The organism is Ruegeria profundi, assembly GCF_020171505.1.
GTDB lineage: Bacteria > Pseudomonadota > Alphaproteobacteria > Rhodobacterales > Rhodobacteraceae > Ruegeria > Ruegeria profundi.
Map to the genome: position 1 here is coordinate 86,636 of NZ_JAIUZS010000010.1, position 26,689 is coordinate 113,324.

Genomic DNA, 26,689 nt, shown 5'->3' on the forward strand with positions numbered 1-26,689 from the left:
ATGACTTTGGCCCTGACCGAACTTACGGTCTCGCATTTCCGGTCGCACAAGTTGGCGCGATTGTCTCTGGATGGACGCCCCGTGGCGATTCATGGGCCGAACGGAGCCGGAAAGACGAATATTCTTGAAGCGGTGTCGCTGTTTTCACCCGGTCGCGGCATGCGGAGGGCAAGCGCGGCTGAGATGACCCGCAGGCCCGAAGCGCTGGGGTGGAAACTAACCGGGCTGCTGCAAGTGCAAGGGCGGAGCTACGAGGTCGAAACCTGGTCCGAGGTTGGAGCAGCCCGACAGGTTCGGATTGATGGCAAGACTTCAAGTCAGATCGATCTCGGGAAACTGGCCCGAATCGTCTGGCTTATCCCCTCAATGGATCGGCTGTGGATCGAAGGGGCCGAAGGACGGCGGCGGTTTCTGGATCGCATGGCGTTGAGTTTTGATCCCGCGCATGCCGAGGCGTCTTTGACGTACGAAAAAGCCATGCGGGAACGCAACCGTTTGCTGAAAGAGCAGGTGCGCGACGCCCATTGGTACGCGGCGCTGGAGGGCCAGATGGCCGAGACAGGACACCGGATTCACGCCGCCCGTATGGCGGCGCTGGATCATCTGCGCACGGCTCAGGAACAGGCAGAAACAGCATTCCCCTCGGCGGATCTGGAATTGGTGCAGACAGAAGGTGCAATGCCAGAGAGCGCCGAGGATTTGCGCGAGGCGCTGAACGAAAGCCGATTTCGCGATTTGGCAGCGGGTCGCACGCTGGTCGGGCCACATCGGTCCGACCTGTACGGGGTGTTTGCGGCTAAGGGTGTGCCCGCCAAGGATTGCTCGACCGGAGAGCAAAAGGCGCTGCTTGTTTCACTGATCCTGTCAAATGCGCGGGCGCTGGCCGGAATGGTTGGGGCACCCCCGATCGTTTTGTTGGACGAAGTCGCTGCCCATCTGGATGCAGCACGGCGCGCGGCGCTTTATGATGAGATCTGCGCGCTGGGCGCTCAGGCCTGGATGACGGGCACCGGGCCTGAGCTGTTTGCAGAATTGGGCGACAGGGCCCAATCGCTGGTTGTGACCGAAGGCACAGACGGCTCGGTCGTGACCGCTTAGGCGGGTTCGTTGACTTTACGTTCCCACAAGAAGCCGCGCATGACTTCGTCAACCGGTGTTTTTGCCATGTGGTTCACATAGTTTGACATGGTTTTTTGCGCCAGACCCAGAACCACGTCCAGAACGGCGCGGTGCGAATAACCTGCGTCAAAGAACGCCTGCAACTGCTCCTCGGTCGGGCTGCCGCGGGAGTCCATCACTTGCAGGGTGAAGGTGCGCAGCGCCTCAAGCTTGGCGTTCGGCAGCGGGGTTTCGTTGCGCAGCGCTTCGGTGATGTCGTCCGAGATCTTCATCATTTTGGCGATGCCCGTGTGCGCGGGCACGCAGTAGTGGCATTCGTTCTCCACGTTGATCGTCTGCCAGACGACGGTTTTCTCATCGTTGTCGAAATCAGTTTGCAGGAACAGGTGGTGCAGCACCTGGTAGCCTTCCAGATGCTGGGGGCTTTCGGCCATCACTTTGTGCAGGCCGGGAAGACGGCCAAAAGCAGCCTGGGATTTTTCCAGCAAAGGTTTGGACCCTTCCGGGGCGGTTTCGAGGCCGTGCGAGGGGAAATCGGCCATGTCGTAACTCCTTTTTTTGGCGTATGGCGCATAAATAGGGTTTCTTGAGCGATCACTCAAGTATATATTTGAGCAAACGTTCAAAAATTGTAAGTGATGATGCCCCGCAAACCGACCTATGACCGAGACGCGCTGATCGCCAAAGCCCGTGACATTTTCTGGCGTCATGGCTGGGCGGGTACATCGTTGAAAGACCTGGAGCGTGAGCTGAAGCTGAATCCAGGTAGCATTTATGCCGCCTTCGGATCGAAGGATGCGCTTTATGCGTTGGCCTTGAAACGCTACGCGCAGGATGGGGTTGCGAACATAAGGGCCTTGTCGCAGGAGCTTGGCCCGTTGGGGGCGCTCAAAGCGCAGCCGCGTTTGGTGGTTGAGGCGTCAGGCCTGCCGACCAAAGCCTGCATGCTGTCCAAGACCTATGCCGAGTTACAGGCCAGAAATCACGATCTGGCAGACCAGGCGCGCGCGCACATGGTCGAAATGAAGTCTTGTTTTGCGGACCTGTTTCGCAGCGCCCAAGCGGCCGGAGAAATCGGCCCGGAACATGACCCAGATCGTCTTGCAGCCCGATATCAATCCGACCTTCTGGGCCTGAGGTTGTCTGCCGAGCGCGATGATGTAAACGCGTCAGAAATCGCCGTTGATATTGCGGATGACCTCGACCGGCTATGATCCGTAAGCGCCACCAATCCAGACCACAAAATGTTGGGGGAGCGCGTGACAATCCCCACCAGAAAACGTATAAGTTACCAAAATAATATAGGTACTAACGGCATGTCCGAAGACGCACAGGCACCACAAGAATACGGCGCAGATTCTATCAAAGTTCTCAAAGGCTTAGAGGCGGTCCGCAAGCGCCCCGGTATGTATATCGGCGATACCGATGACGGGTCGGGCCTGCACCACATGGTGTACGAGGTCGTCGACAACGGAATTGATGAGGCTCTGGCTGGTCACGCCGACCATGTGACCGTCAAAATTCATGCCGATTCCAGCGTTTCGGTCAGCGATAACGGGCGCGGAATTCCAGTTGATATTCACCCCGAAGAAGGGGTCTCGGCCGCCGAGGTCATTATGACCCAATTGCACGCGGGCGGTAAATTCGACAGCAACTCGTACAAGGTATCGGGCGGTCTGCACGGTGTGGGTGTATCGGTGGTGAACGCGCTGTCCGACTGGCTGGAGCTGCGCATCTGGCGCAACGGCAAGGAACACGTCGCGCGTTTTGAAGGTGGCGAAACGGCAGAGCATCTGAAGGTCGTGGGTGAATGCGGCGACCGCACCGGGACCGAGGTGCGCTTTTTGGCCTCGACCAACACGTTTTCGAACCTTGAGTATTCGTTTGAGACGTTGGAAAAGCGCCTGCGCGAGCTGGCCTTTCTGAATTCAGGCGTCCGCATTATCCTGATCGACGAACGCCCGGCGGAACGGCTGGAGACCGAGCTGTTTTATGAGGGCGGCGTTAAGGAGTTCGTGAAGTATCTCGATCGATCCAAAACCGCAGCAATGCCCGAGCCGATCTATATCCAGGGTGAGCGGGACGATATCGGGGTTGAGATCGCCATGTGGTGGAACGACAGCTATCATGAGACGGTTCTGCCCTTCACAAACAACATCCCGCAGCGTGACGGTGGTACGCATGTGGCTGGGTTCCGTGGCGCGCTGACACGGACGATCAACAACTACGCGCAGTCCAGCGGGATCGCGAAAAAGGAAAAGGTCAGCTTCACCGGTGACGATGCACGCGAAGGTCTGACCTGTGTGTTGTCGGTCAAAGTGCCCGACCCAAAGTTTTCGTCGCAAACGAAGGACAAACTGGTTTCGTCCGAAGTCCGCCCTGCGGTCGAAGGATTGATGAACGAAAAACTGGCCGAATGGTTCGAAGAAAACCCCAACGAGGCCAAGGTCATTGTCGGCAAGATCATCGAGGCCGCGCTGGCGCGTGAAGCCGCCCGAAAGGCCCGCGAACTGACCCGCCGCAAGACAGCGATGGATGTGAACTATCTGGCGGGTAAGTTGAAAGATTGCTCTGAAAAAGATCCGTCCAAGACCGAAGTTTTCCTGGTCGAGGGGGACTCGGCCGGTGGTTCGGCGCAGACCGGGCGGGATCGTCTGACTCAGGCCGTTTTGCCGCTGCGCGGGAAAATCCTGAATGTCGAGCGCGCTCGCTTTGACCGGATGTTGTCGTCGCAGGAAATCGGCAACCTGGTGATGGCGTTGGGCACAGGCATCGGCCGCGATGAGTTCAACATCGAAAAGCTGCGCTACCACAAGATTGTCATCATGACCGACGCCGACGTTGATGGCGCGCATATACGGACGCTGTTGCTCACCTTCTTCTACCGGCAGATGCCGGAGCTGATCGAGGGCGGGTACCTCTATATTGCGCAGCCGCCGCTTTACAAGGTTTCGCGCGGTAAATCAGAGGTTTACCTGAAAGATCAAGCGGCGCTGGATGATTACTTGATCAATCAAGGGGTCGAGGGTGCTGTTCTGAAACTCGGCTCGGGCGAAGAGATCATCGGGCAGGACCTGACCCGCGTGGTCGACGAAGCACGCCAGCTGAAACGTGTGCTGGACGCGTTCCCGACCCACTACCCCCGTCACATTCTGGAACAGGCTGCGGTTGCCGGAGCCTTTGTGCCGGGCGCGGTGGATGCTGATCTGCAGGGCGTGGCCGATAAGGTTGCCGCCCGTCTGGATCTGATTGCGCTGGAATATGAGCGCGGCTGGCAAGGGCGTATCACTCAGGATCACGGTATCCGACTGGCGCGTATCCTCCGCGGCGTTGAAGAGGTTCGTACGCTGGACGGCCCGATGCTGCGCTCGGGTGAGGCGCGCAAAACCGGCAGCTTCACGCAAAGCTTGCAAGAGGTCTACAATACCCCCGCTACATTGGTGCGCCGCGACCGGTCTCAGGTCATCCACGGTCCGCTGGATCTGCTACGCGCCATTCTGGAAGAGGGCGAAAAGGGCCTGTCACTACAACGCTACAAGGGGCTGGGTGAGATGAATCCCGATCAGCTTTGGGAAACCACGCTCGACCCGGACGCGCGCACTCTATTGCAAGTGCGCGTGAATGACATGGTCGAGGCGGATGACCTGTTCACCAAGCTGATGGGCGATGTGGTCGAACCCCGCCGGGAATTCATCCAGCAAAATGCGCTGAGCGTTGAGAATTTGGACTTTTAAAGCTGTGTAGGTGCGCGCATAACACTTCGCGCACCTCATAAACTCGCGCAGCCACTTGCAAAAAACAGCGATGCGCAGGAAGCGTGTTTTGCAATCTAGGCCGTCTGATGCAACCGGCTGGGGTTCTATGCTGCGGTGCACCTCATCGCTTCTTCCGTTTGCTACGGATGAAAAGAAGCCAGCGGATCGGCGAAAAAATGACGTTACATCCCAAAGATTCGTCCGTCCTAAAGCCATGGCTGTTATTTCCGGTTACAGAATCCGGAGGCGCTGACGCAACGGTAGGGCAAGCTTTGGCGTGTCCTTTGCGGGGTGATCAAGGATGAGGTCAGAAGGAAAAACTCTGATTAGCTATGATGAGGGCAGTATCGATCGCACCATAGCGACCTAACCAGGTTTCCTTGAGCTTCTGTGCAGCGCGTGTACTGCGCCGGCGCGAAGCCCGATCCTGACTGGTTTGAACAGTGAACTCAACGCTCAGTAATGAAAGATAGCCCAGACACGAGTTGCCTCAATCCAAGGGCTGCACCCACAAATATCGCAGCGAAGGTTACAGGCGCGCTGTAGGTCAAAAGTGAGAAGGCAGATATGCCTTGTCCGACGCTGCAACCAACCGCGATGATCGCTCCTGGACCCATAATCGCCGCGCCCAGCATTTGCCGCTTGAGCTCACGTGGATCTTCGCATGCTTCCCATCGGAAATGGCCTTTGGACCAGGATCCCAAAAACGCGCCAATGAGAACGCCTGAGACTGAGCCAACCGCAAAGGACAACGTGTTACCGGACGCTGTCATCAGGTAGAATATCGTATCACCCAAGGGAGCGGCAAAGGTATGGGTTTGCACCGATTCGCCGTCAAAGCCGTGTGTTGCAACCCAATTGGTGCCTAGCCAACCCGAGACGATCGCCAGCCCAACGACAGCTCCCCAAAACACTTGTTCCGGACTGCGGCGGAAGCGCTGGTTCGCCAAGGCGAACATCACCAAAACAACGCCGATAACTGAGCCGACGAGCCAAGCTGGAATAGAGGTCAGCCGTTCGGAAAGAAAGCTTATACTCTGGGGGTTATCGATATCCATTTCCACAGGAAAGACCCAAACCCGCAGATATGCCAGGGGTCCGGACATTACGACGTAAGCAGAAAGGCCCATGATCAAAACGATGACGAATGATCGGAGGTCGCCGCCCCCAAGCCTTGCCAGCGCGCCATAGCCGCAGTTTCCGCTGATCGCCATTCCGTAACCGAACATGAGGCCACCCACGATCGAACCAAGTGGGTTCCAGGTCTGTGCAAGATACCTTGTTCCAACAGGGTCCATCCACCCGAAAGCCATAGCTAAGTGGCTGCCGACAATTGCAACGCCGATCGCAATTGCCCACATGCGCAGCCGCCGGTCATCATCTGCGTAAAGGTAGTCTTCGATTGCACCCAATGTGCAAAAGCGACCGACACGTGCGGCCAGTCCCAATACGATGCCACCAATCAAACCGATCAGAGCAACTGTGTTTGCATCTCCCAATGCTTCGAACATTGCCAGTCTCCTCCCAAAGCTGGCGGTTTTCTGAACGGCTTCTACTTTTCCCTACAGAAAAGATCGTAAACGACTTCTAGTATTTGCGTCGATCGATCATCAGCCAATCTGTAGTAGATCGCTTTCCCCTCGCGTCGCGTTTTCACCAAGCCCTCAAAGCGTAAGCGCGATAATTGTTGAGACACGGCAGCCTGACGTGCCGAAAGCATTTCTTCCATCTGCGTTACAGATTTTTCCCCTGAAGACAGATAACACAGAATCATCAGGCGTCCCTCATGACTGATTGCCTTGAGGAAACTTGATGCCGTCTGAGCATTCTCCATCATTCTGTCCATGTCTTCGGAGCACGTATCCTTTGAGAAAACTGGCAGTTTCGAAGATTTATCCAACAAGATCGCCTCGCTTTCATAGCTTCAAGTATTCAAAACAGTTTATGTAGTCTGCGGCAGTTTATCCAGAGGCCTTAATTGGAACCCCAGCGTCACGTAGCAAAACGCCCAGCAACCCCCAGAAAAAGTCCTCACCGGGGTATCCTTCGATCCGGCCGACCTCTCGGCCATTGTTCAGCAGAACAAAGGTCGGTGTGTAGTAGAGAGGCCGTTCCAATGCGATCCCATCAGGCATGGCTGCGTTGATATCAACGCGTTGCAACGGAGCGGCATTTCCTTCGGGTGATTTTGGGTAGATCTCTGAGATTTCGGAATCCCAGCGGGCACACCACATACACCCATCTTCTTCGGCCATCAGAAGCGTCATTTCTGCCCGTACTGCCACGGGAGAAACAAGCAACGTAGTTGCAAGTAAGAGCAGAAATAAGTGGCGCATCTCAAGCTCCGATTGACCGCAACGCAATATCTTTATTATTTTGAATGTATGAATGATAACGCACCGAGACAGGTTTGACCATGCTCGACATTACATTTGCAGGAGCTTTGGTCGCAGGACTGTTATCTTTTCTGTCACCCTGCATCCTGCCAATTGTACCTTTCTACCTCAGTTATCTGGCGGGGGTCGGGATTGATCAGATTTCTGCTGGTTCCGCCATTTCCGGCACCGTTCGCCGCAGAGCTACGTTTTCGGCCATCACATTTGCGGCAGGGATCATAACGATCTTCATGGCACTTGGAGCGACCGCTTCGATATTTGGCCAGATGGTACGAGAGTATTTCGACATCCTGCGTTGGATCGCAGCGGCCATCATCATTGCGATGGGCCTGCATTTCCTTGGGATTATTCGCATCGGGTTCCTGTATCGCCAGTTTCGCGCAGACGTCGGCGAGACATCAAACGTAAGCCTGATTGGGGCATATGTTCTTGGATTGGCATTTGCTTTTGGCTGGACACCCTGCGTCGGGCCAGTGCTTGCCGCGATCCTGTTCACGGCCGCCGGGACTGAGACGGCCTGGCGCGGGGCGGTGCTTTTATTCGTCTATGGGGTTGGAATGACTGCCCCCTTTGTTCTGGCGGCCTTTCTGGTTCGCCCCTTCATGCGATGGATGGCACGGTTCAGAAGGCACTTACCACTTATCGAAAAGGCAATGGGCGGTTTGCTGGTCGTTTTCGGCACTCTCATTGCCACTAATTCCATCAATCACATCGCACAATGGATGCTCGACCATATGCCGTGGCTCGCAGCTATTGGGTAATTTGGGAGGAAGATATGAAACGAGCTTTGTCAATTTTGATCGCATGCCTGATGGGTGGGGCAGTTTTTGCTGCTGAACTGGGTGACGATGGATTGCATAAAACGCCCTGGATGCGTGACACGTTCAAAGACCTCCGCGAGGATCTTGAAGAGGCCAATAGTGAAAACAAGCGGTTGGTTTTGTTCATCGAACAACAGGGCTGTATCTACTGCAAAAAGATGCATGAAGAGGTGTTCCCTCAGCCCGACCTGGCGGCGTTTATCGAAGAGAATTTCTTTGTCGTCCAATTGGATTTGCATGGCAGCACGACAGCCACCGACTTTGACGGGCAAGAGGATGAGCAAAGAGCATTGATGCGCAAGTGGGGGATTCTGTTTACCCCAACGCTTGTATTTCTACCGCAAGAGGTTCCCGAGGCTGCCACAGCCATTGATGCTGCGGTTGCTGTAATGCCGGGCGCGTTCTCCAAGGGAACAACCTTGGACCTTTTCACCTGGGTCGAAGAGAAAAGATATGAGCTTGATAATGGTGAAGATTTTCAGCGCTATCATGCTCGACGCATTCAGGAGCGAAACGATGTTTCGAGCGATTGAATGCTGTCATTACAAATAAAAAAATTCACTATAATGAATTTAATGTTGCGATAAGCCGTGCTCGTCGACTACGGTACACAAAGGCTTTGGGTCGCAAGGCGCCAACGGCGAGTTAGCAAATGGGAGGGATCATGAAGCTGAGACTCTTAACTTTGGTCTGCGCAATGACAGGCTTTGCCGCATCTGCGGCAGATACAGACCCGAAAGACGTAACCTACGATGAATATGGTGCTGTCGAAGTCTCTCTGACCGGCGTTGCCGGTGATGCCGCAAATGGTGCGCTCATCGTTGGCGACAAGTCGAAAGGCAATTGCGTGGCGTGCCACGCGATCACGGCTTTGGCGGACATTCCGTTCCATGGCGAAGTTGGTCCAATGCTGGATGGGGCCGGTGATCGTTGGACCGAAGCAGAGCTTCGCGGATTGATCGCGAACGCAAAGATGACGTTCGAAGGTACGGTGATGCCGGCGTTCTACAAGGATGACGGCTATATCCGCCCGGGCGACGCCTATACCGGCAAAGCACCGAGCGCGCCTTTGGCGTCAATCCTGACCGCACAGGAAATCGAGGACGTGGTCGCATTTCTTGCGACCCTGAAAGAGGAGTAGTCACGCCTTCCGGTGTGAACTTACGAGGATTTAAAGGAGATTGAATATGGAACTCTCTCGCCGCGAGACTCTGGCCCTTGGGCTGGGCGCCGCGTTCCTGACAATTATGCCGCTACGCGCAAATGCAGCCGCTGAAGATGCGATCGCCGCATTTACCGGCGGGGCAGATGTGGCCGACGGCGGTGTTACACTGACGGCGCCGGAAATCGCTGAAAACGGGAACACCGTACCGATCGAAGTCAGCGCACCGGGTGCTGCTTCGATTCTTATCGTGGCCGCGGGCAACCCCGAACCGGGCGTTGCAACGTTCAACTTCGGCCCGCTGGCCGCTGCGCAAGCCGCTTCAACCCGCATCCGTCTTGCCGGAACGCAAGATGTTATTGCCGTGGCCAAGATGGCAGATGGCAGCTTTGCCAAGGCATCCGCGACCGTAAAAGTAACAATCGGCGGCTGCGGCGGTTGATCGCCAAGCGCCCCGAAAAACAGGAGATTGACCAATGGCATCCGGTGTAAAACCCCGCGTCAAGGTTCCAAAGACAGCTGCTGCTGGTGAAGCCATCACGATCAAGACACTGATCAGCCATAAGATGGAAAGCGGCCAGCGCAAGGATAAAGAAGGCAACGTCATTCCGCGTTCGATCATCAACCGTTTCACCTGCGAGTTTAACGGCGAAATGGTGATTGACGTGACTATGGAACCGGCGATTTCGACCAATCCGTACTTCCAGTTTGAAGCGACCGTACCCGAAGCCGGTGAGTTCGTCTTTACCTGGTACGATGATGACGGCTCTGTCTACGACGACAAGAAAACGATCGAGATCGCCTGACGGCTCGACGACTAAGGAAGATCAGCGCTGGTTGTGAATTCTTGCGCTGGTCCACCAAGGGAGGAATGCGATGAATACCAAGGCACTTACGGCGATCACGGCAATTCTGGTTTTCCCAGTTGCAGTAATGGCCGGACCGGACGAAGAGAATCTTGTGATCAACGGTGAGCTGGATATGACCTCGGTCACTGAAGCTCCGGCGCATCTCGAGAATTTGGACACGATCTATTCAGGTTGGCATTTCCGCACTGACGAAACGCAAGCACTGCAAATCGATGATTTTGACAATCCAGCAATGATCTTCGTCGATCAGGCTGTCGACCTCTTTGCGACGGTCGATGGTGCCGCTGGTGAAAGCTGTGCTTCGTGCCACGATGGGGTGGAAAGCTTCAAAGGATTGCAGGCATCCATGCCCAAGGTCGATGCCGAAAGCGGCAAACTGGTGGTAATGGAAGATCTGATCAACAAGTGCCGCACGGACCGAATGGAGGCTGATGCCTGGAAATGGTCCGGTGGAGAAATGCAGGGTATGGTCGCATTGATCGGTCTGCAGTCACGCGGGATGCCAATGAACGTCGCCATTGATGGCGATGCCGCCCCATATTGGGAGCAGGGCAAGGAAATGTACTATACCCGCTACGGTCAGCTGGAGCTGAGCTGTGCCAACTGTCATGAAGACAACTGGGGCAATATGATCCGCGCTGATCACCTAAGCCAAGGTATGATCAATGGATTCCCGACTTATCGCCTGAAACAGGCCAAGTTGATTTCGCGCCACAATCGTTTTCGCGGCTGTATTCGCGACACGCGGGCAGAGACTTTTGCGGAAGGATCAGACGAGTTCCGTGCTTTGGAGCTCTATGTGGCTTCGCGTGGTAATGGGCTTTCCGTGGAAACCCCAGCTGTACGTCAATAACGAATGACCCGCGTAGGCGATGTCCGGCGCGGGTTTTTTGTGCACTTAACATTCACACATTTATATGAGTAATAGGAAAGCCAATAGATGATTTCGCGACGTGACTTCTTGCAGGTTTCGATGGCCGCTTCGGCACTGTACGGGGCGTCTGGGTTCGGTAATTGGGCCAGACTTGCTGCACAGCAAAGCCTGTCGCAGGATCAACTGCTGGAGTTCGAGACCTTCGGCAATATCAGCCTGATCCATGTCACAGATATTCACGCGCAACTCAAACCGATTTACTTCCGTGAACCCGAGATAAATCTGGGTATTGGCGATGCACGGGGGCAGATGCCGCATGTTACAGGGGCCGCATTCCGCAAGGCTTATGGGATCGAAGATGGAAGCCCGTCGGCCTACGCGCTGACCTACAATGATTTCGCGGCGCTGGCGAAGACCTATGGCCGGGTCGGCGGCTTGGACCGCGTGTCCACCGTGATCAACGCCATCCGCGCGGACCGCCCAGACGCTTTGCTGCTGGACGGCGGGGACACCTGGCACGGCTCCTACACCTGCTATCAGACGGCTGGTCAGGACATGGTCAACGTCATGAATGCGCTGAAACCTGATGCGATGACATTCCATTGGGAATTCACGTTGGGCAGCGACCGGGTCAACGAGATTGTCGAAGGGCTGCCCTTTGCCGCTTTGGGCCAGAACATCTTTGATGCCGAGTGGGATGAGCCCGCCGAGCTGTTCAAGCCCTACAAGTTCTTCGACCGGGGTGGTGCCAAGGTCGCCGTGATAGGGCAGGCGTTCCCCTACATGCCCATCGCGAACCCAGGCTGGATGTTCCCCGAATACTCATTCGGTATCCGGGATGAAAACATGCAGGCAATGGTGGACGAGGTTCGCGATGCCGGTGCGGATGTCGTTGTCGTCCTAAGTCATAACGGCTTTGACGTGGACAAGAAGATGGCAGGCCGGGTTCAGGGGATAGACGTGATACTCAGTGGCCACACCCATGACGCGCTGCCCGAGCCGGTTCTGGTGGGTAAGACGCATATCATCGCGTCTGGCTCGAACGGCAAATTCGTCAGCCGCGTGGATCTGGACGTGCGGGATGGGCAGATGATGGGGCTGAAGCACAAGCTGATCCCGATCTTTTCGGACGTCATTGCGCCCGATCCAGCGATCACTGCCCTGATCGACGAACAGCGGGCTCCATATGAAACCACGCTGCGCGAGGTGATCGGCAAAACGGACTCGTTGCTCTACCGCCGTGGCAATTTCAATGGCACCTGGGATGACCTGATTTGCGACGCGCTGCTCAGCGAGCGTGAAGCGGATATCGCGATGTCGCCCGGCGTCCGTTGGGGGCCGTCAATCCTGCCGGGGCAGGAGATTACGCGAGAGGACATATGGAACGTGACCTCAATGTCTTATCCGAATGCGTATCGTACGGAAATGACGGGGGAATTCATCCATGTGATCCTTGAGGATGTGGGTGACAACCTGTTCAATCCTGATCCCTACTACCAGCAGGGCGGCGATATGGTTCGCGTCGGTGGGCTTGGCTACCGCATCGATGTGACCAAGCCGCAAGGGCAACGGATCAGCGAAATGACCCTGCTCAAAACTGGTGAGCCGATTGACCCGTCGAAAACCTACGTCGTTGCTGGTTGGGCAAGCGTCAACGAAGGCACCGAGGGTCCGCCGATCTGGGATGTCGTCGAAAACCACATTCGCAGTCTAGGCACCGTAACGGTGCAAGAGAACACCAGCGTCGATGTTGTCGGCGCTTAAAAAACAGATGGAGACCTAAGAGATATGGATGACGCGTTCAAACCGTCCCGCCGGGCCTTCCTGAAAGGCAGTGCCGCGGTTGCGGCAGGGTCAGTCGCCGGTGCAGTTGCCGCGGACACGCCCGACCCCTTGATAACAGAGCTTCAGGATTGGGCTTCTTACACGGGTGCCGGCGTCGATGAGACACCATATGGCATGCCGATCAGCTTCGAATCCCATGTCGTTCGCCGCAATGTGGAATGGCTGACGGCCTCTCCGATTTCATCGATCAACTTCACGCCAATCCACGCGCTTGATGGTACGATCACTCCGCAAGGATGCGCTTTTGAGCGCCATCACTCAGGCGCGATTGAGCTGCGCAAAGAAGACTATCGCCTGATGATCAACGGGCTGGTCGATCGTCCGCTTGTCTTTACTTACGACGATATCGAGCGGTTCCCGCGCGAAAACCATGTGTATTTCTGCGAATGTGCGGCGAATACCGGTATGGAGTGGGCTGGTGCGCAACTCAACGGTGTCCAATTCACCCATGGCATGATTCACAACATGGAATACACCGGTGTTCCGCTGCGGACGCTGTTGCAGGAAGCGGGGGCCGATATCTCACTCGACAAATGGGTCTATGTTGAGGGCGCAGATGCGTCATCCAATGGCCGCTCCATCCCGATGGAAAAAGCGCTGGATGACGTGTTGGTGGCTTTCAAGGCAAATGGTGAAGCACTGCGGATGGAGCATGGATACCCTGTGCGCCTTGTTGTTCCGGGCTGGGAAGGCAACATGTGGGTCAAGTGGCTGCGCCGCATCGAGGTTGTCGATATGGCGGTCGAAAGCCGCGAAGAAACATCCAAGTACACCGATGTCTACGCCGACGGCACAGCCCAGAAATGGACTTGGGTGATGGATGCAAAATCCGTCATCACCTCGCCCAGCCCGCAAATGCCGATCAAACACGGACCGGGGCCGCTGGTCATTTCCGGGCTTGCCTGGTCAGGCCACGGGCAAATTACGCGGGTCGATGTGTCCAAGGACGGTGGCATCACCTGGGAGACTGCGCGCCTTGGCAAGCAGGGCGACAGCAAGGCTTTGACGCGTTTCTATCTCGACACGACCTGGGACGGGGCGCCAATGCTCTTGCAGGCTCGCGCGATTGACGAGACCGGCTATGTGCAGCCCACCAAAGACCAGTTGCGCGAAAAGCGCGGTGAAAACGCGGTCTATCACAACAACTGTATCCAGACTTGGTACGTGAGCGCAGAAGGGATCGCTGAAAATGTCGAAGTCTCTTAGTCATGTTTTCCTGCCCGTATTTGGCGGTACAGCGTTCGTGCTTGCGGCAGCGGTGGCTTTCGCGAACCGGAACTACGGCCAGTCGCAGATAGAAACCTTGGAAACCCGGATTGAGCAGGTTGAGGCAAACGCAGCAGCAGCCCGTGAAAATGCGCAAGCAGAAGCCAACCGAGCAGCCGAGCTGGAGCTCAAAGTCGAAGAGATTCAGGCGGCGGCGGCAGAACGGGTTGCAAGCGGTGCGAATCTGACCGCGCCCGCGCCCAGACACGACGGCATTTATGGGCTTGGACGGCCTGCACTGGAGGAAGAGGTCGCGGCCTGGGACGTGGATGTCTTGCCTGACGGGCGCGGCTTGCCGGCTGGGTCCGGCGACGTCTGGACCGGAGAAGAGGTTTTTGCCGACCGCTGCGCGTCATGCCACGGCGAATTTGCCGAGGGTGTCGACAACTGGCCTGTTCTGGCTGGTGGTTTCGATACGCTGGCCGACGAAGACCCTGTTAAAACCGTTGGGTCTTATTGGCCGCATTTGTCGACCGCTTGGGACTACATTTCGCGTTCAATGCCGTTTGGTGAAGCGGGCACGCTAACCGCAGATGAGACCTATGCAATTGTCGCCTACATCCTTTATTCCAACGATCTGGTGGATGATGATTTCGAACTGAACAACGAAAATTTCGCAGATTTCGAAATGTATAATATGGACGGCTTTGTCGTCGATGTTCGACCCGAGACCGAATACACCGAATGGCGCAAAGAACCTTGCATGGAAAACTGCAAGGCAGAGGCCACCGTCACGATGCGCTCTGTTTTTTTGGTTGAGACGCCGCCAGAGGGTGGTTCGAACTCAGTCATGAATGACGCCAATCCGGATGAGCTGCCGGTTTTTACGGCGGACGGACCGTCATTCATCCCAACCGCAGCACCAAAGCCGGAGGAAGAGGCCGCAGCAACACCAGCCGTTCAGGAAGCCGCAGAAGTTGACGAAACCGCAGAACTGGTTTCTGCAGGAGAGAAAGTTTTTAAAAAGTGCAAAGCCTGCCACCAGGTCGGTGAAGGTGCCAAGCACAGCACAGGGCCGACATTGAACGGAGTTATCGGGGCGAATGCAGGGTCCGTCGAAGGGTTCAAATACTCGAACGCCATGAAAGACGCTGCCGAGGCAGGTCTTGTTTGGACAGCCGAAGAAATGGCGGCCTTCCTGGCAAAACCCAAGGAATATATGAAGGGCACACGCATGTCTTTTGCGGGGCTTAAGAAACCAGACGATATTGAGGCGGTGATCGTCTACCTTAGGTCGTTCGGAAACTGATCATGCGATGGTCGAACATAGTTTTATGCGCAGCGGCAGTGGCTGTTACTGCCTCATCGACCTATGCAACCGAAGACCTAGGCGATGCCGAAGCCGGAAAAGTGGTGTTCGCCAAATGCAAAGGCTGTCATCAGGTCGGTGAAGGGGCCGAGAACAAGATCGGCCCGCATCTGAACGGTGTCTTTGGGCGCAAGGCTGCGGGGCTAGATGGTTTCAACTATTCCAAGAGCCTTGTGCGTGCGGGAAACTCGGGCCTGGAATGGCACGCTGATACATTGTCCGCCTACATCGAAAACCCACGTGCATTTGCCTCAGGCACGAGGATGAGTTTTCGCGGCCTGAAAGACCCGAAAGACCGCGCTAATGTGATCGCCTATTTGCGGGGATTTTCCGACAATCCTCAGGACATCCCCGAAGCGGATCCAACGGCGAGGGGCACAGATCACTCGGTCGACCCCGCGATCCTGGCGATTCAGGGGGATCCTGAGTACGGCGCATATCTCAGCAGCGAATGTACAACATGCCACCAGATCGAAGGAGGCGATGAGGGAATCCCTTCAATCGTGTATTGGCCTGACGAGGACTTCGTGGTCGCCATGCACGCTTACAAAGACAAGCAGCGGCCACATCCGGTCATGCAAATGATCGCCGGACGGCTGAGCAATGACGAGATCGCGGCATTGGCCGCCTACTTCAATAACCCAGAGTGACAGTGCCGAATGGGAGGAAACACCATGACACTCAATAGACGAGTATTTCTTGGAGCCGCCGGGGTGGTGGCAGCAGGGCTTTCTGCTCCGATGGTGCTGGCTCAAGGCAAGCCCCGTGTAGTGGTTGTCGGCGGCGGTGCGGGCGGTGCGACTGCCGCGCGGTACATTGCCAAGGACAGCAAGGGTGAGATCGACGTGACGCTGATCGAGCCGTCGCGGACCTATTACACCTGTTTCTTCTCAAATCTTTACCTAGGTGGGTTTCAGGATCTTTCAGATATCGCCCACAGCTATGGCACGCTTGCTGCGAATTACGGCATCAACGTGGTGCATGATTGGGCCACAGGGGTGGATCGGGATGCAAAGACCGTGGCGTTGGCCGGTGGCGGGTCGGTTCCGTATGACAAGCTGATCCTAAGCCCGGGTATCGATTTCGTTGACGGTGCCGTTGAAGGTTGGGATGTCTCAGCGCAGAACAAGATGCCACATGCGTACAAGGCGGGGTCGCAGACCGAACTTCTCAAAGCGCAGATTATGGCGATGCCCGAAGGTGGCACCTTTGCGATGGTCGCTCCGCCGAACCCTTTCCGTTGCCCGCCCGGACCGTATGAGCGGATTTCGATGGTGGCGCATGTCCTGAGGAAAAATAACCCGACAGCAAAGATCATCGTGGCGGATCCAAAGCCGAAATTCTCGAAAATGTCGTTGTTCCAGGAAGGCTGGGCAAACCATTACGAAGGTATGGTCGACTGGATCGGAGAAGACTTTGGTGGTGGCATTGTATCAGTGAATCCGGATGCAATGACAGTCACCATCGATGGTGAAGAGACCAAGGTCGATGTCTGCAACGTGATCCCGGCGATGAAAGCCGGACGCATTGCGGAAATGGCAGGGGTTACAGATGGCAACTGGGCACCTGTGAACGCTGCGGATATGTCTTCGAAGGCTGATCCGGACATCTATGTTCTTGGCGACGCAAGCCAGCAGGGTGACATGCCGAAATCCGGTTTTTCGGCCAACAGTCAGGCGAAAGTCTGCGCAAATGCCGTTCGCGGTGCGCTGACCGGGTCCAAAGTGTTCCCGGCCAAATTTTCGAACACCTGCTGGTCGCTTATCGACACGGATGATGGTGTAAAGGTTGGCGCAACCTACGAGGCGACGCCTGAAAAGATCGCCAAAGTTGACGGCTTTATCAGCCAGACCGGCGAAGATGCCGACCTGAGAAAAGCAACATACGAAGAGTCGGTGGGTTGGTACGCCGGTATCACCTCGGACATGTTCGGCTGACGCATTCGGGAGCTTTGACCGGTGTCAAAGACCCTGATGAACAATCTGAGAAAATGCGGTTCAGGAGGAGGACTAAAACTATGAAACACTTTATCGCTGCGGCCGCGTTTTCCGCTGTTCTCGCAAGTCAGGCACTTGCGGAAGAGATCATCACCACCCCGTTTGATGGTAGTTTCGATGATGCCACGTTCGCCGTCGAGTCCGCGATTGTGGGGCAAGGTCTTGTCATCGATTATGTGAGCCATGTTGGTGAAATGCTGAATCGAACAGGCGCTGATGTCGGCAGCGACAAGCAGATATTCGCGGCCGCTGACATCTTTATTTTCTGCTCGGCAAAAATCTCGCGCGAGGTGATGGAGGCCGATCCGATGAACATCGGTTTCTGCCCCTACGGTATTTTTGTGGCCGAAGACGAAAGTGGGGTGATGGTGGGATACCGAAGCTACCCTGACGGGCCAATGCAAAAGGTCCAAGCGTTGTTGTCCGGGATCGTAGAAGAGGCCGTCGGGAACTGAAATGAACTACCAACAGTATTTTCGCGACCAGTTGGAGCAGTTGAAAGAAGACGGAAACTACCGGATTTTTGCTGATCTCGAACGACAACGCGGCGCGTTCCCAACTGCGCGGAGCTATGCGGAAAACGGTCCCGAGAAAGTCACTGTCTGGTGCTCGAACGACTATCTCGGTATGGGCCAGCACCCCGATGTTCTTGAGGCCATGCACACGGCAATTGATAACAGTGGTGCCGGGGCAGGTGGAACGCGGAATATTTCTGGAACAACCCACGAGCATGTTTTGCTGGAACAGGAACTTGCCGACTTGCACCGCAAGGACGCGGCACTGCTGTTCACGTCCGGTTATGTTTCGAACTGGGCCGCGCTGGGAACTCTGGCGTCCCGCATACCGGGCATCACGGTTCTGTCTGACGAGTTGAACCACGCCTCGATGATCGAGGGCATTCGCCACAGTCGGTGCCAGAAGCGCATCTGGAAACACAACGATTTGGCAGACCTTGAAAGGCACCTTGCTGACCTGCCTGCCAATGCACCTAAGCTCATTGCGTTCGAAAGCGTCTATTCCATGGATGGCGACATCGCACCCATTGCCGAGATCTGTGATCTGGCAGATCGTTATGGCGCGATGACCTATCTGGATGAGGTACACGCCGTAGGGCTTTACGGTCCACACGGTGGAGGCATCGCCGAACGCGAAGGTTTGATGGACCGCCTGACGGTTATCGAGGGAACATTAGGCAAAGCATTCGGCGTAGTTGGTGGATACATCGCGGCGTCGAAAGAGCTTGTCGATTTTGTCCGGTCCTTTGCCAGTGGGTTTATCTTTACCACTGCGTTGCCTCCGGCCGTGGCCGCTGGTGCTGCGGCGTCGGTTCGGCACCTCAAGCAGAGTAATGCGGAGCGGCATTTACACCAGCAGCGTGTGCGCGAGGTTCGGGACAAGTTGAACGATCTGGGCATTCCCCATACACCAAACCCAAGCCATATTATCCCGGTCATGGTTGGAGACCCGGTCAAGTGTCGCTTCATCTCGGATGTTCTGATGCGTGACTATGGGATTTACATCCAGCCCATAAACTATCCGACGGTTCCCAAGGGAACGGAACGTCTCAGGATTACACCGTCTCCGGTACATTCTTCTGAGGACGTGGACCGGTTGGTCGCAGCCTTGGGTGAGTTGTGGACGCAATGCCAATTGGCGCGCAGGCCAATGGTCGCGCAATGACAATGACAACTTGACCGAAGACAAGGACGCGCACGCTACGAAGTGAGAATTTCTGTTCATGGAGAGGCTCATTGATCAGTTGGGGGACCCGGGCACCTTGGCATTGGCCGGAGTGCTTGTCGGTATCTTGTTCGGTGTGACGGCTCAGAAGTCTCACTTTTGTTTGCGTGCATCGGCTGTCGAAGTCGCCGAAGGCGAGTTTGGCCCCCGCCTTGCGGTTTGGCTGATCGCCTTCACCGCAGCGTTAACCTTGGTACAGGCATTTGTCTTGTTTGGGTGGCTAGACCTTTCCGAGACACGCGCCATTGCGTCAACGGGCAGCCTAAGCGGTGCAATAATTGGTGGAGCGATGTTCGGCGTGGGCATGGTGCTGGCGCGTGGATGTGCATCTCGGCTTTTGGTGCTGGCGTCCTGCGGCAATCTGCGTGCCTTGGTGACTGGATTGGTTTTGACCTTGGTGGCTCAGGCTGCCTACACTGGCGTTCTTAGTCCCGCCCGTGAGTTTCTTTCCGGTATCTGGACCGTCTCGGGTGGCGCACCGCGCGATCTTTCAAAAATGCTTGGGTTTTCGCCAGCGGTTTATACTGCCATTGCAGCAATAGGGCTGATCTCAGCCATTGCGTTTGCGTTCCGTCGGAAGGTTGCGCTTACAAGGATCGTCTCAGCCGCAGGGGTTGGGGTGGCAGTAGCGCTTGGCTGGTTGGTCACATTTGCCATCGCGCAAGCATCTTTTGAAGTCGTGCCTGTGTCTTCAATCACGTTTACGGGTCCGGCCACGGATACACTGATGGCGTTGGTTACCCAGCGAAACGTTGTGCTGTCCTTCGGTATCGGCCTTGTTCCAGGCGTAGCAATTGGCGCCTCAGGGTCAGCCATAGCTTCAAGAGAGTGGAGGATCGAACGGTTTGGCCTGGATACCCCGATGGAACGTTATCTGGTTGGCGCTGTTCTCATGGGATTCGGAGCGATGCTGGCAGGAGGTTGCGCCGTAGGGGCCGGGCTTTCCGGAGGGTCCGCCTTGTCGATGACTGCTTGGCTTGCCGTTTTCTTCATGTGGGTTGGGGCGATCACGACGCATAGCTTATTGATGCGAATACCTGTTCCTCAACACTCCTGAATTACTCGAATTCCATTTGTTCGAAGACGCGCCCGGCATTTTTTGTTGCCAGTTCTTCAAACGTATCCAGATGGGCATAGGGTGATTGATCCACATAATAAGCCTCGGCCAGATCGCCGCCCGCATCCATATGATCCTGAATCTTGCCGCGCAGATAGATCAGGTAGTCGCGTGTATAGCGGCGTACCTGATCCATATTTGTCGGATGACCGTGTCCGGGGATGACATATGTGGCATTCAAAGCCTCAAACTCGTTGTCCCAAGTCTCAAGCCAATCCGCTGTATAGGTGTCTTGAAAGATGGGTAGCATACGCTCGTGAAACGCCATGTCACCCGCGATCACAAGGCTTTGGTTTGGCAACCAGATCGAGATATCGCCGGGACTATGGGCCGGCCCGAGATACTTTGCCTCAATCCGGAAGTCGCCCATCTCAACCACGTATTCATCGTCGAATGTCTCGGTTGGGGCGGCCAAGAAGGTTCCTTCTGCCTTGTCTTGATTGTATCGCTGCATCCCTTCCAAGATCTGGGGGCCGTACTCTTCGAATTCAGCAGCTGCATCCGAATGGGCGATGATTGGGATGCCGAGATCTGACCAATACGCGTTGCCAAGCATTGCGTGCCCCTGACCATTCTCGTTGAAGACAAGCTTGACCGGCTGATCTGTGATCGCCTGAATTTCCTTGTGAAGCGCTTGCGCCAAAACAAATGCTGCGCCGCCGTTTATCACCACCACGCCTTCACCGGTTACAATGAAGCTGAGGTTGTTGTTGTGACCAGAGTTTTCGTAGGTCGGTGGAGCGGTTGCGCCGATGGCGGAATAGACGCCAGGAATGTATTCAACCGGTTTGGAATACAGCACACTTTGCGGGTATTGGTCTGCTATATCCTCACTTGCCCAAACTGGTGTAGCCAAGCCCAAGGCAATCGTCAGCGACCGCATCATTACGTCTCTCCAATGAATCTGTATGCAGAGCCAGCTTTTTCGACCCGGCCGACTCCTCCATTTGGCAGGTGGAAGCCAATGATTTTCATTTGATCCTGCGACGTCTGATCCAGTAACGAACTCCGCACGGTTGCGGCAGCCTGCGGATCCTGATCCGTGCCGCTGTACCAATCGGGGCGTTCGAAAGCCACGTGCGGATTTCCGATCGCGTCGCCGACGATCATCACAGAGTCACTGCCATTGCGAATTTCAAAGGCCATGTGGCCGGGCGTGTGTCCAAAACTTGCCCGGGCGGCGATGCCAGGAAGAACCTCTTGCCCATCGTCAAAGAACGTGACCTGATCCTCAATGGCTTCCATACGCCGCTTTGCGCCCACTGCGAACGCGGCGCGATCTTCCCCGATCGTCTCTACGGTTGAAGGGTTCCACCAATAGTCCCATTCTTTGCGACCGATGTGATGCGTTGCGTTGGGGAACAGCAGGTCGTCGAAATCATCCAAAACACCCCATATGTGATCCGGGTGCGCATGGGTGAAAACCACGTGGGTGACATCCTCGGGCGACAGGTCGATTGTTTCAAGAGTTTCCAAAAGCTTGCCGGATGTGGGCATGAAATCTGGTCCGGCTCCAACATCGAAAAGCACTGTGTTCTCATCGTCGCGGTAGAGCGCCACGTTGCACTCAGGCTCGTATTTGGTCATGTCTACTTGATTGCGGTTCAGAAGCTGGTCGAGTTCTTGCTGAGGCATTAACCCGAAGACCATATCCGGTGGTAAGGACAGGTACCCGTCTGACAAGGTCGTAATCCGAGCCGAAGAACCAAGCTGTAAATCCGCCCGGACGATTTTGGATTGTGCTACAAGCGCCGCGCAACATGCGGCGTTGAACAAGAAAGCGCGTCGAGAAAATGTATTTCCATTCATATACAATCAATAAAATGAATGTTTTAATTTGTAAATGAAGAAAGAAAGGCAATGGGTGCAAAGCCGCTTTCGCGAGGATCACAGAGTGTCTCGGCTTAGAGCTGCTATCAGCCTTTGACCAATCCTGTGTCAACGAGCATTTGGTCTCTGAAAACAAATGACGAGTTTGTCGCTCAACTTCGACTTTTGACGAATTGGGGATCGAACGCGCGCAGCGTATGGCTGGATTGAAGGGTTGCGATGCACCATAGAACCGATCAGGTCAAAGGCAGGAGGGGATTGCCCGCAAAGACGGTCCAGCCGTTAAGATTTCGATAGCTTCGGCGATAGCCAGCGCGCGAATGGCAGGCAAGTTTGGTATATCCATGACAGATCCTCGGATCCGGCATGCCCACCCACATCGACAACCCGGCGTTGACAAGGCATCGTATCACGAGATGCTGCACTGCATCCGAGGACGGCCGCGAGCCCTAACTGTGAGTTTTATCCTGTCGCTGCGTGACCTCGCCGGCCGCCTTGGCCCGATTCACCAGCCCGCCCTGCACCCTGACCTTTATCGCATCTCTCGTGCTGTTCCCCTCCAACGCAACAAAACGTGGTAAATCGTCAGTCCGTGCGGATGACAAATTCGGGTCTTGGTGGCCGGTTATATCGAACGGGTAATTTCGGAAAGCCCAAGTGCGAGCATCAGGAGCGAGACAGCGCCAATCCATGCGGCCGCCACGCGAAAAGCGATTCCTACCCATGGCTGAGTGAAACGCTCTTTGATCAGAAGAAAAATTCCAACAAGGTATAACATACCCATATTCGCGCCGACCATCGAGCCGGACATTGTGAACAGCCTGTCTTGAGGCGGGCCTTCGTCTGGAACGGATGCATCTCCTATCAAGAAGGCTCCGACACCGATCAATGCCAGGGCTACCGGAAACAGTTTGCCAGGAAAAAGCGCTGCAACCGAACACACCACAAAGGCCAAAGCGAACATGGTCGCGTCGAGTTCTTCAAAACCAAAGGCAAGCATCAAGCCGCCAAGGCTGGCAACCAGAAAGCTTCCAAGCAGCCACTGTACCCTTGCAGTTTCGAACCCACCAGCAACCAATGCAAGTCCAAGCAGTAGAAGTGCCTGCGGCGGTGTAGAAAAGGGATGGAGGAGCCCGACGTAGAACCCTTCCATGCCGGGGACGGGGCTATGTGCTGATGCCGGACTGGCAACGAGCACCAACAAGGGAAGATATGTTAGCGGCCTAGGCTTTTTCATACTCAGGCAACGCCGGTCAGGAACACGAGTCCTGCGAATGCAATCAATCCACCGGCACCGCGAACGGCAATTCTGCCAGCAGGCCACCGAACAAGTATTCCAAACGAAATACCGATAAGATGCAGTAAACCGGTTGAAACGACGAAACCAACTGCATAGGCGAAAGCGTTGACGGTTGCGGGAAGTTCGGTGCCATGCGCATAGCCGTGGAACACCGCAAAAGACCCGACAATCACAGCACAAACCCAAATTGGTGGCTGCACGGCAAAAACGATCATTATTCCCAGCACCACAGCGGAAAGAGCGATACCCGTTTCGATAGCCGGAATGGGAATCCCCACTATTCCAGCAACCGCGCCAAAGGCCATTACCAGCGGAAACACAACAGGCAGAATCCAGACTGCAGGTGCGCCTAGAAAGGCGCCCCACAGACCAACTGCGACCATTGCCGCCACGTGATCCCACCCAAGTATAGGATGCGTGAAGCCTGCAACGAAGCCTCCGCCATAACCATCACCAGAGTGAGCGTAAGCTGCAAATGCGGTGAAACAATAGACCAAAGCAGACAAAAAAAGACCAGACGCAATGCGGGCGAGCAAAACCAAAACCCCTCAAAATATCCTAGGCTGATAGTGTCACTTTACTTTTTGTTGCAACTCAACCCAAGACGAGCGTTTGCATACTCTTGCCCCCAAAGAGTTCTGGTCAGGTCGTCGCAATGCCACTTAAAACCTATAAGCCAAAGCTCGGGTCATTCTGACTGAAATCATGCGTGGAGGCTCTGCCGGAACGCTCTGTTTCATAGTCAACGCCAGATTGCCGGTAGCAAAACCTGTGCGACGTTTGATCCCGGACGTGCCATTGGTCACTTCGCAGGATGGCCTATTGCAGGTCATCTGACTTGACGCTGAAGCCATTCAAATCAGCTCGCCCCACAAATCTCCGGTCTACGTATCACGGGTGCAGATCATCGGTTCCCGTCGCTCAATTCTGCGTTCCATTTAAATTGATTCAGTTTTCGCGATCTTTCATGATCCGCTACTTTGCCCTCAGCGGCACAAGGAGCGAACTAATGGATATTAGACCCCTCACAGGTAGTCTCGGGGCAGAAATCTTTGGAGCCGATATCCGAGACAGCGGTCAGTTCGAAAAGATCCACACAGCATTTGCTGAGCATTCCGTCATTATCCTCAGAGGGCAAAGCGCCAGCCCCAAGGACCACTTGAACTTTGCCCGCCGCTTTGGGCCGATCAACGTGAACCGCTTTTTCAAGCCGGTCGACGGCTACCCCGAAATCGCGACGGTCTTAAAGGAAAAAGACCAGAAAGAAGCGGTGGGCGAAGGCTGGCATACTGATCATTCCTATGATCAGGTTCCAGCCATGGGTTCGATCCTGCATGCCATCGAGATGCCGCCTTATGGCGGAGATACGTTGTTCGTGTCTATGAGGGCGGCTTACGAGGCCCTGTCAGATTCTATGCGTCGGTTCCTTGATGGGCTTACTGCCGTGCATTCTTCGCGCCATGTCTTCGGTGCTGCCGCGCAGAATAGCGAAGCCACCAAGAGCGGAAGGCTGGGAAATGCGGAAAAGGCCACCCAGGATGCGCGCCACCCGGTTGTGATTACACATCCGCTCAGCGGGCACCGTGGGCTATTCGTGAACCCTGTTTTTACGACCCATGTCGAAGAGCTCAGCGCGGAGGAGTCTGCCGCCATCCTGGCGATGCTCTATGAGCATTGCAAACAGCCCGAGTTCCAGTGCCGTGTTCGTTGGCGGGAAGGTGATATTACCATGTGGGACAACCGGGCCACTTGGCACAAAGCGATCAACGATTATCACGGTTTCCGCCGTCTGATGCACAGGGTTACGGTGGAAGGCGTAGCCTTGACCTAGCAGCCACCTGCCATTGACCGCGACCGTGTGAAAAAAAGCCCGTGCGCACAGTAAGAATCCCGGTGCCAGCCGTTTTGCAGAGTTTACCAGATAACCGCACTTCGCGTTTTTTCATCCAAGGACGTTACCGACAAAAAATCTTTCGTTTTTCCGAAGCCGGTGCGGCAATTGGTAGGCTGGTTTCAACCAGTTGCAGTCCTTTACCGCCGTAGACGCGTACAACATTGAGATTGCCTATTGAAAGTCGACGGCTCTTCTCGCTCAAAAAGAAAGTGATTGCAGGCGGCAGTGTAAGCCGCTGGGCAAATGGTATTCCTCTACAGCAGCCAATGCGCGCAGTGCCGCAGATCAGCAGAGGTGTTTGTACATATAGGTTGTCGGTTCCAGCCGGTCTTCGAACGGGTTGCGGCAAAAATTCGGTATCTCTCCGGCGATCTGAAAACCTAGGCTCTGATACAATAGGCGTGATGGATCCGAACTGCGCGTATCCAGCACCAACAGCGTGCGACCCAGAGCGACGGCACGATCCTCAAGCGCGGCCATCAGGGTTCGTCCAAAGCCTTGGCGTCTGGCATGTGGATGAACCAGTAGCTTGGCAACATCGGCGCGATGCGGCTGGTTCGGCATCGCCGCCGGGATGAGCTGCACCGTGCCTAAAACGCGTCCTTTGTCATGGGCCGCAAAAATATCCAGCGCGCCGTTGTCCAGATTCGGGCGTACTTTGGTCTGCCAATATGCGTGTGACTGATCCAGCGTAAAGGGCAAGATAAATCCAACACTTGCCCCATCCTGCACACAGGCGTGCAGGATATCGGCGAGGTCACTCACTGCCGCGTCAAAGCTCTCTAGGTCGAGACGCGAAATCATATCAGTACCAACAAATATCGAGCCCCACGCTCAAGCGACGTTTCAAATCGGGTTGAACCCGAAAGATGATAACGCAGGCAATCCCCGCCGTTCAGATCGTGCGCAACGCCATCCACGGTCAGCGTTAAAGCGCCATCCAACATGACCAAGTGATGCTCTTGCCCCGGTTTTGGCGGCGCGTCGTACGAGATCACGGTACCCGGTGGCAAATGGCCCTCAACAACCTCTGCGCTGAGACCGTTGGCGGGCGGGGATACTGAGCGGCGGGTGAATCCGGTTTCCGGGTCACTCCATTCGGGCTGCCGCTCGAACGGGACACGCGGATCGAAACTGTCTTCGACCATCATAAGAAGCCGAGACATCGGCAGCCCATAGGCGGCGCAAAGTCTACCCAGAGTCTCGGCCGTTGGACTGACACTGCCCTTTTCTAAACGAGATAGCGTCGCGCGACTGATCCCGCTTTGGTCTGCCATCTGATCAAGGGACAATCCGTGGCTTTGGCGCAATTCACCAAGGCGTTTGGCGAGGCGGTACGAGAGGTCGTCCAGCATCATTCATATACGAGAAAAATTATCATAATTGAGAATATAG

The 26,689-nt window shown here is 55.4% G+C and carries 28 protein-coding genes; 18 read left to right on the top strand and 10 right to left on the bottom strand.

The features are described from left to right. The gene (gene recF / locus LCM21_RS19365; protein WP_224892054.1) at nt 1-1,098 is read left to right on the top strand and encodes a DNA replication/repair protein RecF; all 1,098 of its coding nucleotides are present in this window, start codon (nt 1-3) and stop codon (nt 1,096-1,098) included. On the opposite strand, the gene LCM21_RS19370 is transcribed toward recF, so the two are convergent. Continuing rightward, nucleotides 1,095-1,661 carry a carboxymuconolactone decarboxylase family protein gene (locus LCM21_RS19370; RefSeq protein ID WP_224892055.1) on the bottom strand — a complete coding sequence of 189 codons (567 nt, stop codon included), beginning with the start codon at nt 1,659-1,661 and terminating at the stop codon, nt 1,095-1,097. The two genes, recF and LCM21_RS19370, sit on opposite strands and share 4 nt — an antisense overlap. Before the next feature lie 99 nt (nt 1,662-1,760). Between LCM21_RS19370 and LCM21_RS19375 the strand changes: the two genes are divergently transcribed. Both LCM21_RS19375 and gyrB read left to right on the top strand, forming a co-directional pair. Further along, nucleotides 1,761-2,333 carry a TetR/AcrR family transcriptional regulator gene (locus LCM21_RS19375; protein WP_224892089.1) on the top strand — a complete coding sequence of 191 codons (573 nt, stop codon included), beginning with the start codon at nt 1,761-1,763 and terminating at the stop codon, nt 2,331-2,333. A gap of 102 nt (nt 2,334-2,435) precedes the next feature. Then, entirely contained in the window at nt 2,436-4,853 is a 2,418-nt protein-coding gene (gene gyrB / locus LCM21_RS19380; RefSeq protein WP_224892056.1) for a DNA topoisomerase (ATP-hydrolyzing) subunit B, read from the top strand. Nucleotides 4,854-5,323: 470 nt separating this feature from the next. On the opposite strand, the gene LCM21_RS19385 is transcribed toward gyrB, so the two are convergent. From LCM21_RS19385 to LCM21_RS19395, 3 genes are all read right to left on the bottom strand, one after another. Beyond that, complete coding sequence (locus LCM21_RS19385; RefSeq protein WP_224892057.1) at nt 5,324-6,385, bottom strand: YeeE/YedE family protein; 1,062 nt, start codon at nt 6,383-6,385, stop codon at nt 5,324-5,326. Between the two features lie 41 nt (nt 6,386-6,426). Next, entirely contained in the window at nt 6,427-6,720 is a 294-nt protein-coding gene (locus LCM21_RS19390; RefSeq protein WP_068338846.1) for an ArsR/SmtB family transcription factor, read from the bottom strand. A 115-nt stretch (nt 6,721-6,835) separates the two neighbouring features. Continuing rightward, complete coding sequence (locus tag LCM21_RS19395; protein WP_226698664.1) at nt 6,836-7,141, bottom strand: thioredoxin domain-containing protein; 306 nt, start codon at nt 7,139-7,141, stop codon at nt 6,836-6,838. 149 nt (nt 7,142-7,290) lie between these two features. On the opposite strand from LCM21_RS19395, the gene LCM21_RS19400 reads away from it, so the two are divergent. The 14 genes from LCM21_RS19400 to LCM21_RS19465 all read left to right on the top strand — a co-directional run bounded on the left by LCM21_RS19400 (nt 7,291) and on the right by LCM21_RS19465 (nt 20,210). Then, entirely contained in the window at nt 7,291-8,031 is a 741-nt protein-coding gene (locus LCM21_RS19400; protein WP_224892059.1) for a cytochrome c biogenesis CcdA family protein, read from the top strand. Nucleotides 8,032-8,045: 14 nt separating this feature from the next. Beyond that, on the top strand, nt 8,046-8,624 hold the full coding sequence (locus tag LCM21_RS19405) for a thioredoxin family protein (protein ID WP_224892060.1): 579 nt from the start codon (nt 8,046-8,048) through the stop codon (nt 8,622-8,624). Between the two features lie 131 nt (nt 8,625-8,755). Beyond that, complete coding sequence (gene soxX / locus LCM21_RS19410) at nt 8,756-9,232, top strand: sulfur oxidation c-type cytochrome SoxX (RefSeq protein WP_224892061.1); 477 nt, start codon at nt 8,756-8,758, stop codon at nt 9,230-9,232. Nucleotides 9,233-9,278: 46 nt separating this feature from the next. After that, the gene (gene soxY, locus LCM21_RS19415) at nt 9,279-9,695 is read left to right on the top strand and encodes a thiosulfate oxidation carrier protein SoxY (protein WP_068338854.1); all 417 of its coding nucleotides are present in this window, start codon (nt 9,279-9,281) and stop codon (nt 9,693-9,695) included. A gap of 34 nt (nt 9,696-9,729) precedes the next feature. After that, complete coding sequence (soxZ, locus tag LCM21_RS19420) at nt 9,730-10,059, top strand: thiosulfate oxidation carrier complex protein SoxZ (RefSeq protein ID WP_224892062.1); 330 nt, start codon at nt 9,730-9,732, stop codon at nt 10,057-10,059. Between the two features lie 70 nt (nt 10,060-10,129). After that, the gene (gene soxA, locus LCM21_RS19425) at nt 10,130-10,975 is read left to right on the top strand and encodes a sulfur oxidation c-type cytochrome SoxA (protein WP_224892063.1); all 846 of its coding nucleotides are present in this window, start codon (nt 10,130-10,132) and stop codon (nt 10,973-10,975) included. Between the two features lie 87 nt (nt 10,976-11,062). Next, nucleotides 11,063-12,760 (top strand): thiosulfohydrolase SoxB, encoded by a 1,698-nt coding sequence (gene soxB, locus LCM21_RS19430; RefSeq protein ID WP_224892064.1) that lies wholly within the window; start codon nt 11,063-11,065, stop codon nt 12,758-12,760. A 24-nt stretch (nt 12,761-12,784) separates the two neighbouring features. Beyond that, the gene (gene soxC, locus LCM21_RS19435) at nt 12,785-14,047 is read left to right on the top strand and encodes a sulfite dehydrogenase (RefSeq protein WP_224892065.1); all 1,263 of its coding nucleotides are present in this window, start codon (nt 12,785-12,787) and stop codon (nt 14,045-14,047) included. Continuing rightward, complete coding sequence (locus LCM21_RS19440; RefSeq protein WP_224892066.1) at nt 14,031-15,356, top strand: c-type cytochrome; 1,326 nt, start codon at nt 14,031-14,033, stop codon at nt 15,354-15,356. The genes soxC and LCM21_RS19440 overlap by 17 nt, the downstream gene beginning before the upstream one ends. 2 nt (nt 15,357-15,358) lie before the next feature. Next, nucleotides 15,359-16,066 (top strand): c-type cytochrome, encoded by a 708-nt coding sequence (locus LCM21_RS19445; RefSeq protein ID WP_224892067.1) that lies wholly within the window; start codon nt 15,359-15,361, stop codon nt 16,064-16,066. Between the two features lie 24 nt (nt 16,067-16,090). Then, nucleotides 16,091-17,353: an NAD(P)/FAD-dependent oxidoreductase gene (locus LCM21_RS19450; RefSeq protein ID WP_224892068.1), complete on the top strand. Its 1,263-nt coding sequence runs from the start codon at nt 16,091-16,093 to the stop codon at nt 17,351-17,353. Between the two features lie 80 nt (nt 17,354-17,433). Then, on the top strand, nt 17,434-17,868 hold the full coding sequence (locus LCM21_RS19455) for a DUF302 domain-containing protein (RefSeq protein WP_068338876.1): 435 nt from the start codon (nt 17,434-17,436) through the stop codon (nt 17,866-17,868). Nucleotide 17,869: 1 nt separating this feature from the next. After that, a complete protein-coding gene (gene hemA, locus LCM21_RS19460) occupies nt 17,870-19,093 on the top strand; it encodes a 5-aminolevulinate synthase (protein ID WP_224892069.1) in 1,224 nt (407 codons plus the stop codon). Nucleotides 19,094-19,151: 58 nt separating this feature from the next. Beyond that, nucleotides 19,152-20,210, top strand: a complete 1,059-nt coding sequence (locus LCM21_RS19465; protein WP_224892070.1) for a YeeE/YedE family protein — start codon at nt 19,152-19,154, stop codon at nt 20,208-20,210. A gap of 1 nt (nt 20,211) precedes the next feature. Here the strand turns inward: LCM21_RS19465 and LCM21_RS19470 are convergent, their stop codons facing one another. The 4 genes from LCM21_RS19470 to LCM21_RS19485 all read right to left on the bottom strand — a co-directional run bounded on the left by LCM21_RS19470 (nt 20,212) and on the right by LCM21_RS19485 (nt 23,936). Further along, entirely contained in the window at nt 20,212-21,156 is a 945-nt protein-coding gene (locus LCM21_RS19470) for an MBL fold metallo-hydrolase (RefSeq protein WP_404818138.1), read from the bottom strand. Continuing rightward, nucleotides 21,156-21,953, bottom strand: coding sequence for an MBL fold metallo-hydrolase (locus LCM21_RS19475; protein ID WP_224892071.1), 798 nt, complete (start codon nt 21,951-21,953; stop codon nt 21,156-21,158). The genes LCM21_RS19470 and LCM21_RS19475 overlap by 1 nt, the downstream gene beginning before the upstream one ends. A 772-nt stretch (nt 21,954-22,725) precedes the next feature. Beyond that, entirely contained in the window at nt 22,726-23,337 is a 612-nt protein-coding gene (locus LCM21_RS19480; protein ID WP_224892072.1) for a HupE/UreJ family protein, read from the bottom strand. 2 nt (nt 23,338-23,339) lie between these two features. Then, nucleotides 23,340-23,936, bottom strand: coding sequence for a HupE/UreJ family protein (locus LCM21_RS19485; RefSeq protein ID WP_224892073.1), 597 nt, complete (start codon nt 23,934-23,936; stop codon nt 23,340-23,342). Between the two features lie 473 nt (nt 23,937-24,409). Between LCM21_RS19485 and LCM21_RS19490 the strand changes: the two genes are divergently transcribed. Continuing rightward, the gene (locus LCM21_RS19490; protein ID WP_224892074.1) at nt 24,410-25,231 is read left to right on the top strand and encodes a TauD/TfdA dioxygenase family protein; all 822 of its coding nucleotides are present in this window, start codon (nt 24,410-24,412) and stop codon (nt 25,229-25,231) included. Nucleotides 25,232-25,579: 348 nt separating this feature from the next. Here LCM21_RS19490 and LCM21_RS19495 read toward each other — a convergent pair whose 3' ends face one another. Together LCM21_RS19495 and LCM21_RS19500 are read right to left on the bottom strand one after the other, a co-directional pair. Beyond that, nucleotides 25,580-26,098, bottom strand: a complete 519-nt coding sequence (locus LCM21_RS19495) for a GNAT family N-acetyltransferase (RefSeq protein WP_224892075.1) — start codon at nt 26,096-26,098, stop codon at nt 25,580-25,582. Then, nucleotides 26,095-26,649, bottom strand: coding sequence for a helix-turn-helix domain-containing protein (locus LCM21_RS19500; RefSeq protein ID WP_224892091.1), 555 nt, complete (start codon nt 26,647-26,649; stop codon nt 26,095-26,097). The genes LCM21_RS19495 and LCM21_RS19500 overlap by 4 nt, the downstream gene beginning before the upstream one ends. Nucleotides 26,650-26,689: the final 40 nt, after the last annotated feature.

Coding starts and splice junctions, on each gene's coding strand:
- LCM21_RS19390 (WP_068338846.1), bottom strand. CDS start 6,720: ATGGACAGAATGATGGAGAATGCTCAGACGGCATCAAGTTTCCTCAAG.
- LCM21_RS19370 (WP_224892055.1), bottom strand. CDS start 1,661: ATGGCCGATTTCCCCTCGCACGGCCTCGAAACCGCCCCGGAAGGGTCC.
- LCM21_RS19375 (WP_224892089.1), top strand. CDS start 1,761: ATGCCCCGCAAACCGACCTATGACCGAGACGCGCTGATCGCCAAAGCC.
- LCM21_RS19405 (WP_224892060.1), top strand. CDS start 8,046: ATGAAACGAGCTTTGTCAATTTTGATCGCATGCCTGATGGGTGGGGCA.
- recF (WP_224892054.1), top strand. CDS start 1: ATGACTTTGGCCCTGACCGAACTTACGGTCTCGCATTTCCGGTCGCAC.
- LCM21_RS19400 (WP_224892059.1), top strand. CDS start 7,291: ATGCTCGACATTACATTTGCAGGAGCTTTGGTCGCAGGACTGTTATCT.
- gyrB (WP_224892056.1), top strand. CDS start 2,436: ATGTCCGAAGACGCACAGGCACCACAAGAATACGGCGCAGATTCTATC.
- LCM21_RS19445 (WP_224892067.1), top strand. CDS start 15,359: ATGCGATGGTCGAACATAGTTTTATGCGCAGCGGCAGTGGCTGTTACT.
- LCM21_RS19500 (WP_224892091.1), bottom strand. CDS start 26,649: ATGCTGGACGACCTCTCGTACCGCCTCGCCAAACGCCTTGGTGAATTG.
- LCM21_RS19495 (WP_224892075.1), bottom strand. CDS start 26,098: ATGATTTCGCGTCTCGACCTAGAGAGCTTTGACGCGGCAGTGAGTGAC.
- soxC (WP_224892065.1), top strand. CDS start 12,785: ATGGATGACGCGTTCAAACCGTCCCGCCGGGCCTTCCTGAAAGGCAGT.
- LCM21_RS19440 (WP_224892066.1), top strand. CDS start 14,031: ATGTCGAAGTCTCTTAGTCATGTTTTCCTGCCCGTATTTGGCGGTACA.
- LCM21_RS19465 (WP_224892070.1), top strand. CDS start 19,152: ATGGAGAGGCTCATTGATCAGTTGGGGGACCCGGGCACCTTGGCATTG.
- LCM21_RS19395 (WP_226698664.1), bottom strand. CDS start 7,141: ATGACGCTTCTGATGGCCGAAGAAGATGGGTGTATGTGGTGTGCCCGC.
- hemA (WP_224892069.1), top strand. CDS start 17,870: ATGAACTACCAACAGTATTTTCGCGACCAGTTGGAGCAGTTGAAAGAA.
- LCM21_RS19450 (WP_224892068.1), top strand. CDS start 16,091: ATGACACTCAATAGACGAGTATTTCTTGGAGCCGCCGGGGTGGTGGCA.
- LCM21_RS19490 (WP_224892074.1), top strand. CDS start 24,410: ATGGATATTAGACCCCTCACAGGTAGTCTCGGGGCAGAAATCTTTGGA.
- soxY (WP_068338854.1), top strand. CDS start 9,279: ATGGAACTCTCTCGCCGCGAGACTCTGGCCCTTGGGCTGGGCGCCGCG.
- soxZ (WP_224892062.1), top strand. CDS start 9,730: ATGGCATCCGGTGTAAAACCCCGCGTCAAGGTTCCAAAGACAGCTGCT.
- soxA (WP_224892063.1), top strand. CDS start 10,130: ATGAATACCAAGGCACTTACGGCGATCACGGCAATTCTGGTTTTCCCA.
- LCM21_RS19470 (WP_404818138.1), bottom strand. CDS start 21,156: ATGATGCGGTCGCTGACGATTGCCTTGGGCTTGGCTACACCAGTTTGG.
- LCM21_RS19480 (WP_224892072.1), bottom strand. CDS start 23,337: ATGAAAAAGCCTAGGCCGCTAACATATCTTCCCTTGTTGGTGCTCGTT.
- soxX (WP_224892061.1), top strand. CDS start 8,756: ATGAAGCTGAGACTCTTAACTTTGGTCTGCGCAATGACAGGCTTTGCC.
- LCM21_RS19455 (WP_068338876.1), top strand. CDS start 17,434: ATGAAACACTTTATCGCTGCGGCCGCGTTTTCCGCTGTTCTCGCAAGT.
- LCM21_RS19385 (WP_224892057.1), bottom strand. CDS start 6,385: ATGTTCGAAGCATTGGGAGATGCAAACACAGTTGCTCTGATCGGTTTG.
- soxB (WP_224892064.1), top strand. CDS start 11,063: ATGATTTCGCGACGTGACTTCTTGCAGGTTTCGATGGCCGCTTCGGCA.